Origin of the sequence: Paenibacillus motobuensis (assembly GCF_039521865.1) — a bacterium.
GTDB lineage: Bacteria > Bacillota > Bacilli > Paenibacillales > Paenibacillaceae > Fontibacillus > Fontibacillus motobuensis.
In genome coordinates, this window is sequence record NZ_BAAACX010000004.1 from 92,299 (window position 1) to 112,551 (window position 20,253).

The following is a 20,253-nucleotide window of genomic DNA, read 5'->3' on the forward strand; positions in this document are numbered from 1 at the left end:
GATGAGCCAGATGAATGCAGTAATTATCGGCTGTGGCGCCATCGGCCCGATCCATGCCGAGGCGATCACGAATTCAGACGCTGCTCATCTATATGGCGTATGCGATGTTCTTCCTGAGCGTGCTGAAGCGCTGGCTCTACGTTACGGCTGCCGGGCTTTCACCAGCTACGCACAGGTGCTGGCCGATGAGGCCGTGCATAGTGTCCACATATGCACCCCGCATTACTTGCATGCCGAAATGGCTGTGCAAGCTGCTGCGGCTGGCAAGCAGATCTTACTAGAGAAGCCGATTGCGATGAATGTCTTAGAAGCCCGTGCCGTAAGTAACGCGGTCCGCACTGCTGGAGTCAGCTGCTGCGCGATTTTACAGAATCGCTTGAACCCTTGTATCGAAGCAGCTAAGAGTCTGATTGATGATGGATCATATGGCAAGCTGTTAGGGATTAAAGCCTTCCTGACCTGGAAGCGTACGGCAGAATATTACGTTTCAGCCGACTGGCGCGGCAAATGGGCTACCGAAGGAGGCGGTTTGTTAATCAACCAAGCTGTCCATATGCTCGACTTGCTGTATTATCTCGGCGGTGAGGTTGAAGCCGTGAAGGGTCACATCGACACAAGGGTTCTTCAGGAGGTTATTGAAGTCGAGGATACGGCGGAAGCAACCTTCTATTATAAGGATGGCAAGCGCGGATGGTTGTACGCGACGAACGGCTATTCCGAGGACAGTCCCTTCTTTATCGAGATGCATCTAGAACAGGGTGTGCTGCGTTATATTGATAATAAGCTCATACTGAAGAGTAACGGTGAGGAACAGATTCTAGCTGATGACATGCAATGCAGCAAGTCTTCCATCGGCAAAGCTTATTGGGGCAGCGGCCACGCCAAGTTGATCGATCAATTCTATCAAACTTTGGCCGGCCATCTAGGCAGCTATTCCTCCTTGCAGGACGCCGCCTATTCCATGGGCATTCTCGATGCCATCTATGCTTCGTCCAATAATGATCGTAGAGAAATGATAGAGTTGTTCTAATACATTAAAGGCTGCCTCTAAAGCCAACAGACTCAGGGCAGCCTTTTACTACTATACTCTTAGATCATATTCCGATCTCCCGCATTTTCACGGTAACCTTCCTGACTCTATCATCCATATCGGTCCCGTCAAACTTGGAGAGCCTCAGCTCACTGACGATTTTGCCATCGCGCATAAACATAATACGTTCGGTACGCGCGGCGACCATAACATCATGGGTGACCAGCATCACTGCAGTGCCATCTGCGTTGATCTCGGCCAGGAGATCCATAATCTCCTGCGCGGATTTTGAGTTAAGCGCACCCGTTGGTTCGTCACCAAAGATGATCCTTGGACTGTTCATCAGGGCGCGGCATATACCCGCACGCTGGAGCTGACCACCCGAGACCTGTGTAATGTCGCGCTTTTCCAGCTCGGCGATACCTACCCTTTTCATAAGTGCTCGCGCCTTCTCCGTAATTTCTACCGTACTTTTTCGATTACCGCGCATCGATGGGAGAATGATGTTATCGAGAATATTCAGATTCTTCAACATCGTCGGCTGCTGGAAGACAAAGCCCATTGTCGTCCTGCGCAGATCCGAGAGTTCATTCTCCGAGGCCGCTGATAAATCCTTGCTATCGAAAATAACCTTTCCGTTATCAATCCCGTCTGTTCCGCTCAGTGCGAACATTAACGTTGATTTTCCCGAACCCGAGGGGCCCATCACCGAAGCGAACTCGCCCTCTGTAATTTCAACGGACACACCATCAAGAACATTGCGCTTCTCCTTGCCCTCACCGAAGGATTTTACGATATGTTCGCCGATTATGATCTTCTTCATCTGTCTACTCCTTTATATTCTCGGAAATTTGTATTCGTCTCGCGCCCGCTGTACCGATCATCGTGGCGATGAGTACCGAGGCGATCAACAGAAGCGGGCTAAATAGATACGCAGACAGCGGATTAATCGTAAAATGGAACGTCGCCGCTCCAAAGGAAGAGATCGCCGCACCCGCAAGCATCCCTCCAAGTGTATTGGCCAGTAACGTACCAAGAACAATCCCAACGAACAGAACGAACCCGGATCGCGCGAGATACTGTGTCCTGATATCTGAGGTTGTAAATCCGAACACTTTCATTACAGCAATTGAGTATCTATCTTTTGCTACAAGCATTTTCATGAATAACAAGGCAACCAATACTACAATAATCAGAGCAACGAGAATTGAAGCATGGGAAGCCTTCTTGACGGAGCTAATCGTCGATCCGAAGGTTTGAGCTACAAATCCATCAATATCTGAGACCTTGGCATAACTAAACCTGTCTGCATATTGTGACGTTGTCTCGCCGATCAGCGATGGGTTGGATAGGTCCGCGCAGATCACGTACCACATGACCTCAGCTGAGTGATCAGTAAATCCAGCCTTGGCGGTTTTGCCTCCGTTAGTGATATCAGAATAAATTCCGCTGATGGTAAAATTCCTCTCTCGTCCCTCTATCATCAGCGTCATCGGATCGCCAATCTTCTTGCCCAATTCATCCGCATTTAAAACGGATAGTGCAATTTCATCTTCATCCGCAGGCGCTCTGCCCTGAGAATATTGAATTGGGAAGATCGTATGGTCGCCGAGCTCGACTTTAATGTTTTCTTCCGATCCGCCTTCCATCTTTACTTTGAAGGTCTTTGTTGCTAGCACAGCATACTTTGAGATGGTGCTGTCATTGCGAAGCGTGTCTATCATTTCAGCAGCTCTCTCAGACATATGATCCGTCTGCTGAATGTCGATGCGCATATCGTAGTTTCCAATCCCCATATACTGAATGAAGCTCTTGGAGGAAATCGTGTTGTACAGGTTCTGCGGAACTACCATAATGAACACGGAAATGATCAGCACGACAAGCATCGTCGTGTACAGTTTTTTTCGGGCGAGTACATCCTTGATCCCGAGAAAAACATTCGTGTTCAGCAGCCTGTTCCCACTTAGACGAAAATGCTTGGAGCCAGGCGCTTTGTCCTGGGAAGTCCCCTGGCGGATAGCTTCTGCTGCAGAGATCTTCCGGAAGCGTCTTAGTACACCATTTACATAACCGATAATTGCCAGAAACACGAGTAGTACACCAAAGATTCCTACAGCGGCAGCAACAGAAGAACTTTCGCTTTCTCCCATATATAGTCGGATGTTCTCAAGCAGCATGCCTTTGAAGACCAAGGACAGAGCATAGCCGATCATGCAGCCTACCGCCGCTAGTACCGCATATTTCGCAAGATAGATTTTCTTGATGTCCGAGATGCGTAGTCCTATAGCCTTCATCACACCGATTTCACGGTAGTCGTCTTCCATTTTGGCAAGCAGCGTGAAGCGGATGCACATCAATGCTATAGCGACGACAAGTATGCTCACCAGAAGAATGACCCCAATCATCATCCCGTCGGAGAGGGCGTTAATCATTTTAAAAAGCGGATATGTAATTGCCGGCCCGTTCGCTTCCAACCCTGCGGAAGCATAGGCTGTCTCAAATTCACCGAGCTTCGCCAAATTCTTCAATCTGAACTCAATCAAATACTCTATACTGCCCATATCTTTTAACTGTTCGAAATCATGCTTGCTAATTAGAAATCTTTTGGAAGAGGCTAGCATGGAATTCATCTGGGAATCTCGAAGAAAACCCGCAACCTGAAATTCCTTACCGCCAATAACGGCCTTGTCGCCAACCTTAATTGTCTCGTCCTTCATATAGTTGACCGGAACATAAATCTCTCCGTCCAATACATTAATGACTTTGCCATTAAGATTGAGTAGATAATCAAACTTCTCGCTCTGTACGATGATGCCATTATCCTGAACACTGTCTGTTAGCGAGTAATCGCCGAACCGAAATTGCGAACCGTCCATATTCAGAAATTCCAGCACTTGAAATTCATCAACATTGCCATTCTGATTCGCAAATGACTCCAATCGTGCAATATCGATATCCCCGGAGTGCATCTGCAAAAAGTGCGGAGTTCTGGCTTGGGTCATCATTGAATCCAGCGCACCTGACAGATTGACGATGAGGATCGCCGCAAGTGATACAAGCATAGCCGCGGCAGCAATAAATATGGTGGTTGTCAGTGTAACGAGCTTGCTCTTCGAGATGTCATTGCGGATTATTCTTGAATACATAAGTCCCCCTTGTGTTCTAGCTTTCTAACTGATTTCATGTTATATAGAACAATCGAAACTACACTTAACACGATCCCGGCGACAATAATGAGGAAGCCTGTTCCCCTGCCGCTTCCCGTGCCTATGATCCTCCCAACACTGCCAGCAAGCGCTCCCCCTTCCACTAATAAAGGAGTGAATAGGTAATCCGCCATCAGACCAGCAAGTGCATAAGCGGCCACATAACCGAACTGAGTAATAACACCGATCAACGCCCATGCCCTTCCTTGAGCGGAATTATCAATATTCGTACGGATAAGATAATCCATACTTACATTAGCAAAAGGAATCATGGCAAAAAAGAGAAACCCCGCAACACATATCAACACAATATTTTCACGTAATCCGAACATAGTCATAAATATCCCTACCAGGAACATGGAGAACGATAATATTTTCACATAATCCTTCTTGATCGGAAGAAATCCGATGACTACACTCGTTACGAGCATGCCTGAAGCTACAATGGTCTCGACCGTTCCGATTACAGAGCTGTTCGAAAATGCCAGCAGCATCGGAATTGAAAGGGTCTCAATGATTCCTAGCAGAAAGGTAAGCAATGAGGTCATGATGATAAGGACAAGCACCCCTCTATTCCCGGATATGGCGCTCCATCCGTCCTTGAAGTCCCGAATGAACGAATTTGCCCGCTCATAGGTCTTGGAAGCAAGACCACTGCGAACTACAAGTGTTGTCGTGACTGTAACAAAAAAAGTGAAAATATCGATGATCAGCAGCAGCTTGATGTCCGAGATCACGAGCAAATATCCGGCAATGATCGGTGAGATCAAAAATTTAGACGTGCTCGCTATCTGGACTAGACCGCTTGCCTTCGTGTACTGCTCCTTCGTTAGCAAATCTGTAACTGTAGCCTTATACGCCGGATCAAGCAGCGACGAGAATACCGAGCTTATCGTTACCCCCACGCAAATCTGCCAGAGCTGCGCCTCTCCGCGAAGCATACAAATCAAGATGAATACAAGGCCTATAGCAGAGAGGCTATCGCCTAACACCATAAGCAGTCTGCGGTCATAACGATCAGCGAGTACACCGGCAAAGGCGCTTAATAGTAGCGAGGGCATGAACGCTAGCAAGGTGACCAGACCCATGGCGGATGCCTTTCCGGTCAGCTGGAACACATAAATGCCCAGTCCGAATGAAGTAAGCCCGTTGCCGATTGAAGAAATAAATTGCCCTGACCACAAAATAAGAAATTTTCCAAAAAGCCTTTTTGAATTGTCCATTCCTGCCTCCATATTAGCTGCCAAACATCTGCATGACCTGCATAAGACTTCCGCTCTCAGCGCCCAGCAGCCTCTCAATGTTGTATACGAGCGCCTGTGCCCGATGAGCGAGCTCCTCGTTCGTCATCGGAACCATATCATCATCAAAGATCGTATTGGCATAAATCATGACCATCTCCATGCATTCATACGGAAACGGCGTGTTGAACAGTCCCTGCGTGATGCCTTCGCGGATAATATCCGCCAGGATCGGTGTAACACCGTTAATCAGCACCTTCTGTATTTTCTGATGCATCAGCGCGTTCTGCGGCTTATGAATATGCTCCATAATCTCCTGACTGCTCCCATCGCTGATATTCAATGCCATGATCACACGGATAATACGCTCGACAACGGGAGTGCTCTTGTCCACGGCAATTTCTTGCGCCGCCCCAATTAGACGTACGCTATATCGCTCAATCAGCGCGTCCATAATATCTTCCTTTGACTTAAAATGATAATATAGCGTTCCCCGAGCGATCCCAACCTTCTCGAGAATATCGTTCGTACTTGTGCCGTCAAAGCCCTTCTGCGCAAACAGTTCATTCGCCGCATCAAGAATTTCATTCCTGCGCTCCTCGGCATCTTTGACAACTCTCATTGCTGCACCTCCCTGATTGGACTTTATAGACCGACTGCCTGTCGGTAATATAATAACATAGATTGTTAGTGAAGGAAAGAGGTAGACTTCTCTATGAATCACAAAAGCCCTGACACGGCCTGCCTGTGCGACTGATCAGCAATAAGAGCGCGATTTGGAATCACTCCTTTTCGCGCTCTTTTTTATTCCTATCTCTCACGACCCATCTGTTCTTATATACTTTCTAAGCAGTTCGCTGGCTCTGAACCGACTTGCGGGTATCTCTGCGCTTGCCGCCTGTCTTAAACACGATAATGCCGCCAACAATGACCAATACCCCGATAGCTTGTTTTCCCGTAAAAGGAACCTTATTTAGGCCAAGCAGTCCCAATGAGTCGAACACCAGAGCAAATCCGATCTGGGACGCCATTACGATCGAGATCGCATACGTCGGACCAAGCCGCTTCACTCCCTGCACCACAGAAAGAACCACGCCTACCCCAATGACGCCGCTGAACCAGAACCACGTCTTCATATTAGACAAATCGAACATCTGCCTGCCCTCTATAGCTAGGCCAATGCAGAAGGAAGCCATAAATCCCATGGCAAGCACGATTGCCGTCGTCGTCCACGTTCCCACACCCTCATTCACTTTGTTGTTGAATACATTTTGAATGCCTACCAGCGAGCCAGCAAGGAGTGCCAATACCAAGCCTGTAATCATATGCGTCTCCTCTCATGTCTCATATATATTATGACCTGCCAATGCACGCAATCGCTCCCGATCCTTTACGCAAATGAACCCACGACTGCGTTCGACCAAGTCCTCTTCGCAAAATTTATGAATGACCCGGTTTAGGTGCCTGTAGCTAGTGCCGATAAGGTTCGCCACATCCCGTAAACTGACTGCACTGAGCTGACCGTTAAATCGTGGATCCGATTCGTCATACGAAATGGATAAGAGATAACTCGCCAAGCGTGCCTCCACCGGATTCATCAGATTAAAGCTTAATGCGTCGGATTTCATGCAAAACTTCGTCGTAATGATCCTGAGCAGAAAACGAAGCAATTCCGCGTCACTTGCTCCATATTGATGCAGCCAGCGATTATGGACTCCAATCAAATGAACGGGTGATGCAGCCTCGACCGAGTTCATAAAGTCGATCCCTTGCACATATTCAATGTCCCCGATCGCCTCTAGCGCCGTTTTGAATGATATGATCAGCGCCTTGCCTTCCGCTGAGGTGTTAGAAACCTTCACCTTCCCTTTCACAAGAATGTACAAGTACTCCGCAGGATCGCCCTGAGAACAGATGCGTTCACCCTGCTCATAGCTGTAAAGTGCCAAATGCGGCATAATGTTCGCATTGAATATCGATGTAATCTGATGCATCTCTAAATAGTGAGCCAGTTGTTCACGATCCTTAATCTCTTTCATAGCATGCCTTCACCTCTCAAGCGAAATTACATCTTCATTATGACCACTCCGGCGATCATCATCCCAATGCCGATGAACTGCGCCAGCTTCATCTTCTGCTTCGCTACACCGAACCATCCCCTGCTGTCGATCATAAAGGTTATACCTAACTGAGCAATCAACACGATGGCTATCGTCAAGGTAACGCCGATGTGATGAATGGCCGTAATATTGCTAGAAATTATGATTGCCGCTAAGGCTCCACCCGTTAAATAGAGCGGCTTCACTTGCCCCACCTTCCTCCACCGCCCGTCACGGACGATGAGCAGAAGGAGGGAAGCCAGCACAAATCCGGTGAACTGGGTAATCGCCGCCGCTTGCCAAGTGCCAATATCTTGACTGATTCGGGAATTCGCCACGCCTTGCAGCGTAATAAATGCCCCGCCCAACAATGCAAATAAGATTCCTACCATCATTCCGCTCCCCTAACACTTCGATATCGATTCACTATGCTATTATTTAAAATCAAATCGAAGCATCCGGGGAAGGACATATGTCCCAAGATAACTATTTTCATTGTTCAATTATGAACGACTACAAGCAAAACAAAAAGGCCTCAGTCCATGAATTCAGGACAAAGGCCGCCTCCCCACTTATTACCCCTTCGTCCCCCCTTGCATGCTGAACCCTTTAGACAGAAAGAATATACAGCACAATCGACGGTATCGCGTACGCAATACGATGAGTTATGTAGATGTTGAGAATCAATTATTTATCGATGAAGGAGTTGAAGTACCTTATCAAAAAGTTAATTGATATAGTCGGTTAGGATTACAATAATGACACTAAACCTATAAAAAAGCCCCAACCCTTGAAGGGTTGGGGACAGTCATACATATTCAAACCTGGTGACGAATCATCTTTCAATGGGTAACAGTTCTAATTACAACATTCAATAAATGTCCGCTAACTTGTTTTGTCATTAAAATAAGTTATTTCGGAAGCTTTTTATACTGTAAAAATGTCACACCTCTATTGTCAGTGTCACTTTCCAACTAAATTGTAACATCATAAAGCTAACAACATTTGCATGTACCTATGATCACCATATGGGGTCACCAAAAAGCTGATTAGCAGCTTCAATAATCATTGATATACCTCCCACTACTTCATTACTGGGATAGCTTCTTATGCCTCCTAGACTGATCCATTCTTTCCTTCACGGAAAAACTACAATCTATTGCTTGAAATACTGGATCAGTACCATTACGTATACATATTAGAAAGTTATAATAGCTTGTAATGTCTGAGGATATATCATTCAGCATCATGGTAATCCCCTCTTGCATGCTTGGGAATTCACTTCCCATATTATTTAATATGAATTTCACCGGATCCTTGGAGACAGAATATAGTTGAGTACTCCAACCTTTTTCCTTCGTTAATAAATCCAATTCACGCGAGAAAGAAGGCTGGTAGTCATCTCCAAACCCACCGCAAAAAATAACCATAACCCCATCTTTTTTTAAATAATCAGAGCACTCATTCAGAATTCGCCGTAACACAGCAAGTCCATCGTTTCCTCCGTTTGCAAAAGAGATCATGTTCTGCGAATCTTCAGAAATTGGAAGGAACGGAGGGTTTGCAATAATGAAGTCGAATGACTTACCCTTAAAAGGTTCGAACAAATCCCCATGATGTACGCGTAATTTATGCTCCAACTGGTTAATAAGTGCATTCCATTCTGTTAAGAACACAGACCTTGGGTTGATATCGACCGCTTCTACGGTTTCCGCATCATAAGCTGAAGCATTGATTAAAGCATGGATTCCAGTTCCCGTGCACAAATCAAGCACTCGTTTGCGTTTACTAATAAATTGCACGATCTGTCCTAAAAACATCGAATCTCGACCCAGCCATACTTGAAGTTGATCTGAGTGATTTCCTGGACTCCACAGATCAACTATTAAGTATAGACCTTGAATGGGAACGATTCTTAATTCTTTTAACTTCCATGTTCCAGACAATTGGTCTGCCAATCCAGCATTTTCAAGAGAACTAAGCAACTGACTATAATCTGAAGACAGCTCAACAGCTTTCCCCTGATAGAAAAAACGTACGACCTTTTGAAGTTCTTGTGGAAGCTTAGAAAGTCGATACTCCGGAATTTCAGTCCATGGCTCCTGCATAGAACGTCCGTCTGTCAACATGAAAATCAAAGAATGATATTGATAGCGATCCAGAATTTTTTTCAACTCTATCGCTACTGCTTTTCGTGAATTATTCATGAAACCCTCACTTTTCTGAATGGAGGAATATGCCACCCGATTCTTTCAACTTCATTCCTATTCATACTGTCTGAACCATGGTCTAATCGGATCTGCCACGTATACCTACTATACTGGACAAAAACTGAGCATTTGATTAATAAGCTCTCTTTCGCAACATTCAACATAGTCAATTTGTTGTAATACATTTTCAACTAATTTTGTATTTTTAGTTATCGAATATTTTATCATGCTATTGAGATGTGACTCACTAATTGTTTTTAATTCATCATATCCATCAATAATATGATCTATATTCTTGCTAAAAAGCTTATTTTTTTTCATATGATTCAAACGCATAACCATTACCTTTTTATATTCATACAGTACAAAAAATGGGCGAATATCAGTATCAGTTCCAGGATTATCATTAATAACATAAGATAGAAATTTTTTAATCTTTTGATAATTCTTAAGGCCAAATGTCATTTTTTGCGTATTATTTGGGTCAGAACATTTTGATTCTAAGTAATCGGTTAATTGTGTAGTAAATGAAATAAAAGAAAAATCATAAATGTCCCTATATTTATCAAAGCAAAGAAGTTCTATGTACTTCTCTTTGCCATAAAATCTTTTATTACTTGAATATGCTTTTTCAAATTCTTCAAATGTACAAGTTATTTTTGAATATTTATCATTTAAACAAGTATCAGCAGCATAAAATAAATCGCTTTCATTGCAATATCCATAAATAAAAAATTCATGTGCATCATTTTTATCAGATTGACTTATGTAATAGTGATCAACATGACAATGTATATAATAACCTTGGTTCAAACAATTAATCAGAAATTTTATTATCGATTCGCCATTAAATGCCAATACATCTTTATTAATCCTCTGGTATTCTATCCATGGACAAATATGCTTTATTTCCAAAGGAGCATACATAAGCGCCAAGTCATTAATGCTTTCATCAGTATCATGATCAAAAGTGCAAAGTAATAGAAAATTACTATAAAACCAATTCCAACTTTTTTCTTCATGTAATATTATTGAAAGCGGGTTAGTATATAATGAGTATGACTTAATAACTGGGTCAGATAATTGTAGTATCAGACAAATTCCCCCACTCATTTTGGTTGGTTCGTGCATTATGAGTAATTTTTCTTTTCGACTTAGTTATATATACTGGCTTTTTATCAAACCGATAATTGCGATAACTGCATTATTTTTTTTTACTGGCATATTTCATGCTGTTCTTGATTCCCATAAAAATATAATAACCATCAATTTCCCAAATCTTAACCCCACCAAAAATAGAAATGAATTTCTTTTTATACCATTCCTTTCGTTTTGTAACCATGTACATTTTTCCGCCTATTGTTAAGCGATTAAACCCTTTTTCAATAAAATTTCTCGGCACAGAAAAATCAACATGATATGGTGGGTTTGATAGAATTAAGGTAAAACCAGTTTCGAACATGTTATTGAATCCATCGCTTTTAATCAAAGTAACATTTGTTGTATTATTAATTTCAATATTTTGTTGTGCTAATTCAAGCGCTTCATCTTGAACATCAACCATAACAACCTTCTCCACACCTGCAATCTTAGATGCATAAATCCCCACAAATCCATAACCGCAGCCTAAATCAAGCACTTTATCAGTACTCTGGAACTCTACTTGTGAAATCATTGCAATAGTGCCTTTATCTATTGATTTTGGAGAAAAGACTCCATCAGAAGTCACAAAACTCAATGTCTTATTGTCCATGTTTATATTAATCATAAGCTTAACCTCACTTTAGGATCTAATTTTAATCTTCTATTATTTCATACAATTCCATTGTTGGGGCAAGCAAAAAAGCTACATCCTCTCCTAGTGAGATCACTCTAAATCCCCTATTCTTTAACAATTCTACATCCTTCATAAATTCTTGTGATGTAAAACCCAAATGATAAAGCCCTCCGTTTTTCCTCTTTAAAACTTTCGTTGATGGGCTAGTTTCATCTAAGGCTTCTATTAGTTCAATTTTTACTCCGGAAGCATTTATAGCATATGCTATTTGTACTTTCTGTGTTTCTAATATTTTAATTGGCGTTAATTCATTGAATCCAAATAGCTTAAGATATTTATTATAATAGTCTTTTATATTTTCAACCGCCAACCCAATATGATGAAATTCCATCCAAACACCTCTAAATTAATAGGAATTAAAATACGAATAGTGTAAATAATTTTACTAGTCATAGTACACTTTATCCGGCACCCCTGAAATGAAGCCCCTTAAATTTTCCTTGCTTAAGGGTAGCTCTTCATCACAAAATTGTCTTTCAATCATATGTTTAAAGTTATCGAGCAAATTATCCATCTCACCTTCAAGTCGAATAATCTCATTAAAAATTGATTTGGTATTTTCAATATAATCTTTAGTAGGTTTGTAGATATATATTGTTCTATTAAAAATAGACCAATTCTTAATTAATAAAGATAAGTTTCTTTTAATGTCCGACAATAACACATTATTAAAAACAACATTTTCCTTTGCGAACTCATCAAGAAACTGTGAGTTGTTTCTCAGGTCCGCATTAATTGTCCACAAACCAGGAATACTGAATTCCTTCCTTAATGTTTCATTATTCCAGGTCAAAAATTCTAAATAGTCTTCGAAAAAAATACTTAATGCTTTAACCCCATATTTTTTGTTTTCATTTTTCCTATTTTGTATAGTCAGACTAATGTCCTTAAATAATTCATTTTTATTGATTATATTATATTTTAGTCGATCCCTTTTAACCAACATTAGATAAAGCGGCCTTTTTATACGTTCAGTTACCTCTACAAAAAAATCCTTATAGTCAACTATAGGCAAATCAAAAAAACCATATTTGTTGTCCATAACATTTATTAGTCCTTTATGCTTGTCTATATTATGAATGATCATCACGTGCTGATCATTCACTTCGTGGTAACTTCTGTCTTTGCTCACATAAAACATGTCTATTTCTGTTAATATTAGTTCACCTATACTGCTAAAGTATTCTATATCAATCATTAATTCATCAAATAATTTATATTCTTTGTATACTATTTCAATTCCGTAATAACCCCTTAATCTTTTAATACATTCTTCTTTATTTAATATTATTTGTCTTGAAAAGTTAATGTTCAGTAAATCTGAGTTTTTTTGAAACCTGATTTTATCTTCTTGTTTCTCATATTGATATGTGTGACTAAAATACAATTTGTTAATATTACTTACATCGTACTTATAACGTGCAACAGCACCAATCACACCAAGCAAACAAAAACTATTATTATCTATAAACAGTTTTTTTTGATCAAAGCCCATAACCCACCAACCTTAGTAAATGTTTCATACTTTTATGCGATTATCATTATTTTTGGTTAAATCAATATTCCTTTGGATGTCAGTCCGAGTTGAAATTCGTTAAGTTAATAAATCTCCGTTTTTACAGATAAGGATTATCTCCAAGAAAAAATTATGCTTCAATCGTCCAAGGGTATGGCTAGTTTTCAAGTGATTCTTGGCAGATGAGCTGGCAGCAATAAGTTTAAACCTTTGGAAAGGTATGTATTAATTCCATTCCATACTCCAAAATTAAGCGATATAATTTTCCATCTGAAGCCTATATAAAGCGGCATATTCCCGATTTAGTTCCATTAACTCTTTATGATTTCCAGATTCTGCAATCTCTCCATCTTGAAAGAATAAAACTTTATCGGCTTTCTGGCAACTGGACAACTTATGTGAGATAAAAATTACTAGTTTATCTTGTGTATTCGCATCTATAATATCATCAATTTCCTTCTCCGAGACGGGGTCCAATGCCGATGTGGCTTCATCCAAAATTAGGATCGATGCATTTTTATGTAACGCCCTTCCCACCACAAGTTTTTGATTCTGCCCACCGGAGAATTCAACACCACCATCGTCAAGCATCTTGAACATTAAGCTATCTGCACCATTATTCAATGAATTTACATAATCGTACATGCTTACACGTTTCAAAATATCGCCTACAACTTGATTACTACCAGCATGATAATGATCATTCAGAAGCAAATTTTCCTTTATGGAAAATGAAAAAAGTTTCGAATCTTGAAATACCACCGAAAACAACCGAACATACTCTTCAAAGTTATATTCTTTAATTGGCTTACCCGCTACATATATCTCCCCTTTAGAAGGTTCATAAAATCCTAATAATAGTTTGATAAATGTTGTCTTTCCAGCACCATTCAATCCTACAATTGAAATTTTTTCACCAGGATTCATCGTAATACTTATATTTTTCAGAATATAATCATGGCTACGGGGATATTTAAACCAAACATTACGAACTTCAATTACAGGTTCCCTCTTCATATCGAGAGAACTACTTTCACTACACTTCTGTGCAGGAATGCTTTCAAGCTTCATATAGTTTTCAAGGTACCTGCACATTTGCCGGATTTCGTTATAGGAACTCAAAATATCAGATAGACCACTGCTGAATTTATTCGCTGCATTCATATACATTGTAAAATCTGCGATACTAATACTTTTAGTCACTACCTTATATGCTAAATAAAGATAAACTATTAAAGTCTGAATCTGTAAATTCACATTTATTAAGCCATTATTTCTACCTTGTATCCTATCTAGTTTAAAAAATGCAGCAATACTACTTTTGACACATGAATGGATTTTGCCAATTACAAGATTACTCGCATCATACAAACGAACATCTTTGCCAAAAGAATAATCCGTTGTGGTATTCTGATAATAATCAAACTTTTTATCAAATTCAGCCAAAGCACTGTTAAAATCATATAGATTTTTCTGGTTATTTTTTAGTAACCTCACATTTAAAAGTACGATTACTAACAAAGCAAGCATCAACAGAGGATTTAATATTGACAACAAACCCGCTATGGTAATAAGTACAATAAACTGCTGAAGAATTCTAAAAAGTCCATCCAACATTCGTTTAATTGCGTCTTGATCATGAATTGGAAACATCGCTTTTTTCTTCAGTGTTAGGATTTTCGGATCTTCGATGTTTTCAATTGGCATGTCCATGATGATATTTCCAATATGGAGATTAAAGCCTTCTTTAATTCTTAAGTTTTCAACATTGATTTTACTGTCTAAAAAATCCTTGATACAGACTAGAAAAAATTTCAAACCTATAATTGCTGCAATAATAGTCAAAATAACCGTTAAACGTTGTTCTCCTAAAAGTTCATCAATAATAAATTTGGGTGCCATTATAATGAGAAATGTGTCAAAGCAATTAACGATCGCGTACAATGTAATATAAGCAGTATAAAGCTTTGAAATTTTAGTCACCAAAGCCAAGAAATGCTTCGCTATAATAATATCATTTTTTAATCCTTGAAGCGCTGTACTTACCAATCGAACATACCTCATTTCTTTAGGTTACTACAAACCTACTAAACTGATTGAAACTTTTCTGATTGAATCCGATATAATTTTGCATAAGTTCCGTTTAATTGCAATAGTTCCTCATGAGTACCCTCCTCAATTAAACATCCCTTCTCAAAACAGAATATTTTATCACAAAACTTCGTACTGGCCAGTCGGTGTGAAATATAGATCGCAGTTTTTCCACGTACTATGTTCCTGAAATTCATATAAAATTGGTATTCGGCCATTGGATCCATAGCTGATGTTGGCTCGTCCAGTATGAAAAATGGTCCATCCTTGTAAATTGCACGTGCTAATGCAATTCTTTGATTCTGCCCCCCCGACAATTCAGTTCCGTCTTCGTCAATGACTTTCAATAGATTTGTATTATAACCGTTCTGAAGGGAGCTTATTTTCTGGTCGATGTTCGCTATTTTAGCACTATTTTTAACCTTTTCCTTAGAAACACTTTCTCCTAAACTCATTGCAATATTTTGTTCCACAGATGCAGCGAATATCTTAATATCTTGAAATATTACTGAAAACAGCTTGTAATATTCCTTCCTATCGAATTCTTTTATATTAATTCCATTTATAAAGATTGCACCTTCAATAGGATCGTAGAGCCTCATTAGTAATTTTATAATGGTTGACTTTCCAGCCCCGTTATATCCCACTATTGCTATGGACTGTCCTGACTCAATGGTAAATGATAAGTTTCTGCATACCCAATTATCACTCTTAGGGTACTTAAAAGATACATTCCTAAAATCTATGCTATACTCGCTTGACTTTTCAATGCTTTTCAGGTTGCTTTTATCCCCATCATCTTCAAAGCTTAAGAAAATTCTGAAATATCGGACTTTTAAACTTTCAGAATTAACAAATGCAATATCAGTCACAATATCAACAAGACTGCTACTGAAAATAGTAATTAGTCCAAAATAGAGAAAGAAATCCCCTACGCTCATAGACCCATTAACATAGCTGAAAACCAGATAAATATAAGCTACGCCTTCTCCTAAAACAGAAGCGATATTGCAAAATGTTTTAATAAACAGGGTATAATTTTGAATTTCCCGGTTCACGGCAACTTTTTCTTCAATAGATTGTTTAAACTTTTGTCTCAACAAATCTTGTATCTGAAAGATTCGTATGTCCTTGCCAAAGGAAAAGTCGGATGTTGTATTGTAATAGTAATTTGTTTTTCGGTCTAACCGCGAAAGTTCGTGTGCTTTACTAAACGAATATTTTGAAATTTTGCGGTATAGAAAATGGCTGACTAGCACGCTAGTACATAAAACAACAAAAACAATTGGACTTAAATTAAATATAAATATCGAGTTGAATATTAAGATCACGAACTTAGCCGGAGTCTGGAACAACTTATGTAGTGTTCCTTCAACCCCAACGAAGCAGTTATCAACTGCCTGAAATGATAATTGAATCTTGTCCAACATTTCCGGATCTTCTAAATGATTGTAGTCTATCTCCAAACACTTTCTTTGTATCTCTTCAAACAATTGAAAACGCAGTCTGACCATCCGTGGAAAGTATATCTCACGAACATAATTTACAATAAAATAGATTATTGAAGATAAAACAAAACTGACTACTATAATTTCTACTAAGTAACTCCATCGGAGGCTCCCGGTCAGTTCATCGAGGACAAACTTGGTTACCAACAAGCCGATAAATGGTAAGGCCGGTGCCATAATCGTATATATGATAAATTGAAAAAACACTATCTTATCATGCTTCCATGCATACTGAATGAGAAATTTAATATTACTTAGATTGCTACCTCTAATCTCGTTTTTCATATCTTATCCTGTATGCCACCTTTATTTTTTATAATCTCATGCAAGTACTTTGCAGATGTTTTAATTGATGGGTATAGAAACAAATCAGTAATTTTGATTTTAATTTCGAACGCACTTTCAAGAGCCACACGAAGTCTGCTCAGTGCGAAGCTATCTCCACCTGAATCAAAAAAGGTTTGGTCTAGATTGTTTACAGAATGCTGCAATATATCTGACCATATTTGAACCAGTTGTTTTTCAATTATATTTTTGTTGCTCATATCTTCTTGATTATCCAATCGTGTCAACCTCTTATCATGGGTTTCCATCAATGCCCGCTTATCAATTTTATTACTGGTACTCATAGGGAATGAATCAATATTCCATATATATGCCGGAACCATATAATCTGGTAAGTGTTTAGATATCTCTCGTTTAATTTCCAACAATTCTATGGTGTTATCGTTCTTGCAAAACGCTACTAGAGCATCCCTAGTGCTATTTAATATGACCACATTTTGAACGCCAACATACTTATTAATGACCGCTTCGATCTCCTGTATATTTACACGAAATCCTCTTATTTTTATCTGTTCATCTTTTCTACCTAAGAAAATGATATTATCTGTCTCATTTATATAAGCCCAATCTCCAGTCTTATAATAAATGTCCTTACTATGACATATTGGGTATTGCAATTTGGTTAAATCAGGATTGTTATAATAACCCTGCGATACATTTTCTCCCCCCACCCAGATTTCTCCGCAAATACCTTTAGGTACTAATTGCTTTTGTTCGTTGAAAAGCAAAATTGTAGTATTATATAACGGTTTTCCCAATGGTATATTGCTAAATTTACCATCTATTTTTTGGAATGTAACCCAAACAGTGGTCTCCGCAGGTCCATACATATTGTAAATATTACGACTCATAAGTTCAATTTTTCTGACTGTATCAATACTATAAGCTTCCCCTCCACACAAGACTGTTCTAAATATCGGATGATCTAGTTCGTAGAACATACTCATCATTCTCAACATCGTTGGAGTCGCTTGAAGTACGGTTACTCCATTTTCATATAAGGTATGTAATAGCTGTTCACCATCAATTTTTATATCATCATCTATCACTACTAGCTTTAAGCAGCAAAACACCGGCATAAACATCTCCAAAATAGACATATCAAACGATATAGATGCACTAAAACAGAGGCAGTCATCTATATCAATTCCAATGTTGTTTTTTATGGATTGAAGAAGGTTTATTAAAGAACCATGCCTAATTTGAACGCCTTTAGGATCTCCAGTTGTACCCGAGGTGAAAATAATATACGCAATGTCCTCTTTATGTATTTCCTCAGGCTCTTCACAGAATTGATCTCTATCAAAATTATCTATCAGGGCTGTCAATGAGGTATACTCACCGCACGAGGATTCCAAGTCCGCGGTGGCTACCAATAAATCGGGCTGGACATAAGAACACATTGATTTTTTCTTGTGATACGGAAAAGCAGGATTTATAGGCACATATATTGCTCCAACATACAGAATAGCCAATGCTAATGGTAGAAAATATTCATTCTTATCGACACTCACTACAACTTTACTTCCTTTTTTGACCCCCTTGCTTTTTAACTGATAGGAAAAGTTCTTGACGAGGTCAGAGACTTCCAAAAAAGACAGTTTTTTATCTTTGTAAACAATTGCAGTTTTGTCTGGGTTAAAAAAACTGTTAAAAAGAATACATGAATTGATGCTATCAAATTCAAAGTGCATCTCGGTGTTATTGTATTCATTATAAAAATTAGATAGACATTCCACCGCTTCTAAGTGTTCTGTTTGATGGGAGGTCAAACCTTGAACTGCTTTTACAAAGCACGCTGCAAGCTCTTGTATGTGGTATTGCATATATTTATGTTCATTAAATCTAAAGTCGAGGTAGAATCTCCCTTCTTCTATTCCAAGCCAGATTAGAATATCAATTTCACCAGTTCCCTGAATCACTTCATAGGTTTCAAATTTATTCAAATACTTTGTTGAAGATCGCGGCATAATCAGTGAATCGAAAGCAATGTTAAAAAAACTACTTTCTGCTCTTCTTGTAGGATTGAGCTTTTTTACAAGGAGAGAATACGGATACATTTGATGCTCGATAATGGCATAAATCTTCTTATTGATATGAGCAATAAAGTCTGTAATTCTTTGTGACGTATCCACCTTGGTCTGAAAAACTAAGGGATTAGCAAAATAACCGACGATACTGTTATAATTTTTATTCTGAATGTATCTGTTAAGACCATACACACCCAAACTAACATTATCAGAATTTGTAAAATTCTTCATTATTAAGCAAAGTGCCGATAAGAACAATGCATATGCACTACATGATAAATCTGAACTGGCATTCTTAATAAATTCACTCTGTTCCTGGTCAAAAAAATGCAACAACCGACCTTGCTTATACCCTTCGCTGATTTTTTGTTCCGCAATATCCAATTCACTGCTTTTGTTGTTCAAGTCAATCTCATTCTTCCAGTATTGATACTCTGTGGTGTAAAGCTGATCAAGCGCCCCTGTCTGTTCTGCTCTGATAAAATTAAAATATTGCCCCCATACAGGTTCAAGCTTATCAATCTGCTTAATTCCTTGATATTCCATGACGAATTCATTTAACAAGATCTGAACTGAACAAGCATCTGAAATAAGATGGTGGATAACAAACATTAGAATATTTTCATCTGAAGCAGTTCTGAATAAGTGCGCACGGAATAATGGCTTTTCCAAGTCAAATAGTGTATGGGCAGTTTTCTGAATAATATCTCTCTTCTCAACTTCTGCTTTGGCAGCAATGTTTGAATAATTGAAAAATGTATAACGGTTCTTTTCGAAATCAAAATACAACTGATTTTCATATTCGTAAAAACATAGTTGTAAGGCTTCGTGCCGATCTATTAACTTCCTTATAATGTTCTCTACTTCATTGCTGTCACATATCCCTTTAAGCTTTATGGCTTTGATATTGAATAGATTCCAAGTGTTAGGATTTCTTTTCTCTTCGTACCATAAAGCCTGTTGGTTATATGCTGCTTTTAACTTTTCTGCTCTATTGTCGAAATTAGCTGACGTGAATAGTTGATCACAGCCGTAATTAATAGTAAACTTACATACTTCGTCATTTCTGTCCAAATAAAACAGATTTTGATACTTAACTTGATTTAGACTGTTATTTAGCATGACAATCTCCTAACCTAT

Annotated in this window: 16 protein-coding genes; 1 reads left to right on the plus strand and 15 read right to left on the minus strand. The window is 39.2% G+C overall.

Going from position 1 to position 20,253, the window contains the following annotated elements:
• Window position 1 precedes the first annotated feature (1 nt).
• Window positions 2-1,030, plus strand: a complete 1,029-nt coding sequence (locus tag ABD014_RS01730; RefSeq protein ID WP_343856713.1) for a Gfo/Idh/MocA family protein — start codon at window positions 2-4, stop codon at window positions 1,028-1,030.
• A 64-nt stretch (window positions 1,031-1,094) separates the two neighbouring features.
• Here the strand turns inward: ABD014_RS01730 and ABD014_RS01735 are convergent, their stop codons facing one another.
• The 15 genes from ABD014_RS01735 to ABD014_RS01805 all read right to left on the minus strand — a co-directional run bounded on the left by ABD014_RS01735 (window position 1,095) and on the right by ABD014_RS01805 (window position 20,235).
• Window positions 1,095-1,853 carry an ABC transporter ATP-binding protein gene (locus ABD014_RS01735; protein ID WP_343856715.1) on the minus strand — a complete coding sequence of 253 codons (759 nt, stop codon included), beginning with the start codon at window positions 1,851-1,853 and terminating at the stop codon, window positions 1,095-1,097.
• Window positions 1,854-1,857: 4 nt separating this feature from the next.
• Window positions 1,858-4,176: an ABC transporter permease gene (locus tag ABD014_RS01740; protein ID WP_343856716.1), complete on the minus strand. Its 2,319-nt coding sequence runs from the start codon at window positions 4,174-4,176 to the stop codon at window positions 1,858-1,860.
• A complete protein-coding gene (locus ABD014_RS01745; protein ID WP_343856717.1) occupies window positions 4,161-5,459 on the minus strand; it encodes an MFS transporter in 1,299 nt (432 codons plus the stop codon). The genes ABD014_RS01740 and ABD014_RS01745 overlap by 16 nt, the downstream gene beginning before the upstream one ends.
• A 13-nt stretch (window positions 5,460-5,472) precedes the next feature.
• A complete protein-coding gene (locus ABD014_RS01750) occupies window positions 5,473-6,099 on the minus strand; it encodes a TetR/AcrR family transcriptional regulator (RefSeq protein ID WP_343856718.1) in 627 nt (208 codons plus the stop codon).
• A 223-nt stretch (window positions 6,100-6,322) separates the two neighbouring features.
• A complete protein-coding gene (locus ABD014_RS01755) occupies window positions 6,323-6,802 on the minus strand; it encodes a DMT family transporter (RefSeq protein WP_343856719.1) in 480 nt (159 codons plus the stop codon).
• A gap of 12 nt (window positions 6,803-6,814) precedes the next feature.
• Window positions 6,815-7,516 carry a Crp/Fnr family transcriptional regulator gene (locus tag ABD014_RS01760; protein WP_343856721.1) on the minus strand — a complete coding sequence of 234 codons (702 nt, stop codon included), beginning with the start codon at window positions 7,514-7,516 and terminating at the stop codon, window positions 6,815-6,817.
• Between the two features lie 26 nt (window positions 7,517-7,542).
• Window positions 7,543-7,968 carry a DMT family transporter gene (locus tag ABD014_RS01765; protein ID WP_343857323.1) on the minus strand — a complete coding sequence of 142 codons (426 nt, stop codon included), beginning with the start codon at window positions 7,966-7,968 and terminating at the stop codon, window positions 7,543-7,545.
• 699 nt (window positions 7,969-8,667) lie between these two features.
• Window positions 8,668-9,783, minus strand: a complete 1,116-nt coding sequence (locus ABD014_RS01770) for a methyltransferase (protein WP_343856723.1) — start codon at window positions 9,781-9,783, stop codon at window positions 8,668-8,670.
• Window positions 9,784-9,891: 108 nt separating this feature from the next.
• Window positions 9,892-10,917 carry a hypothetical protein gene (locus ABD014_RS01775; RefSeq protein WP_343856725.1) on the minus strand — a complete coding sequence of 342 codons (1,026 nt, stop codon included), beginning with the start codon at window positions 10,915-10,917 and terminating at the stop codon, window positions 9,892-9,894.
• Between the two features lie 73 nt (window positions 10,918-10,990).
• Window positions 10,991-11,554, minus strand: coding sequence for a class I SAM-dependent methyltransferase (locus ABD014_RS01780; protein WP_343856727.1), 564 nt, complete (start codon window positions 11,552-11,554; stop codon window positions 10,991-10,993).
• A gap of 28 nt (window positions 11,555-11,582) precedes the next feature.
• Window positions 11,583-11,954: a VOC family protein gene (locus tag ABD014_RS01785; protein ID WP_343856729.1), complete on the minus strand. Its 372-nt coding sequence runs from the start codon at window positions 11,952-11,954 to the stop codon at window positions 11,583-11,585.
• Window positions 11,955-12,008: 54 nt separating this feature from the next.
• Window positions 12,009-13,118, minus strand: coding sequence for a DUF1839 family protein (locus tag ABD014_RS01790; RefSeq protein ID WP_343856732.1), 1,110 nt, complete (start codon window positions 13,116-13,118; stop codon window positions 12,009-12,011).
• Window positions 13,119-13,388: 270 nt separating this feature from the next.
• The gene (locus ABD014_RS01795; protein ID WP_343856734.1) at window positions 13,389-15,188 is read right to left on the minus strand and encodes an ABC transporter ATP-binding protein; all 1,800 of its coding nucleotides are present in this window, start codon (window positions 15,186-15,188) and stop codon (window positions 13,389-13,391) included.
• Window positions 15,189-15,226: 38 nt separating this feature from the next.
• Window positions 15,227-16,660: an ABC transporter ATP-binding protein gene (locus ABD014_RS01800; protein WP_343856736.1), complete on the minus strand. Its 1,434-nt coding sequence runs from the start codon at window positions 16,658-16,660 to the stop codon at window positions 15,227-15,229.
• A 359-nt stretch (window positions 16,661-17,019) separates the two neighbouring features.
• Window positions 17,020-20,235, minus strand: a complete 3,216-nt coding sequence (locus ABD014_RS01805) for an AMP-binding protein (RefSeq protein ID WP_343856739.1) — start codon at window positions 20,233-20,235, stop codon at window positions 17,020-17,022.
• Window positions 20,236-20,253: the final 18 nt, after the last annotated feature.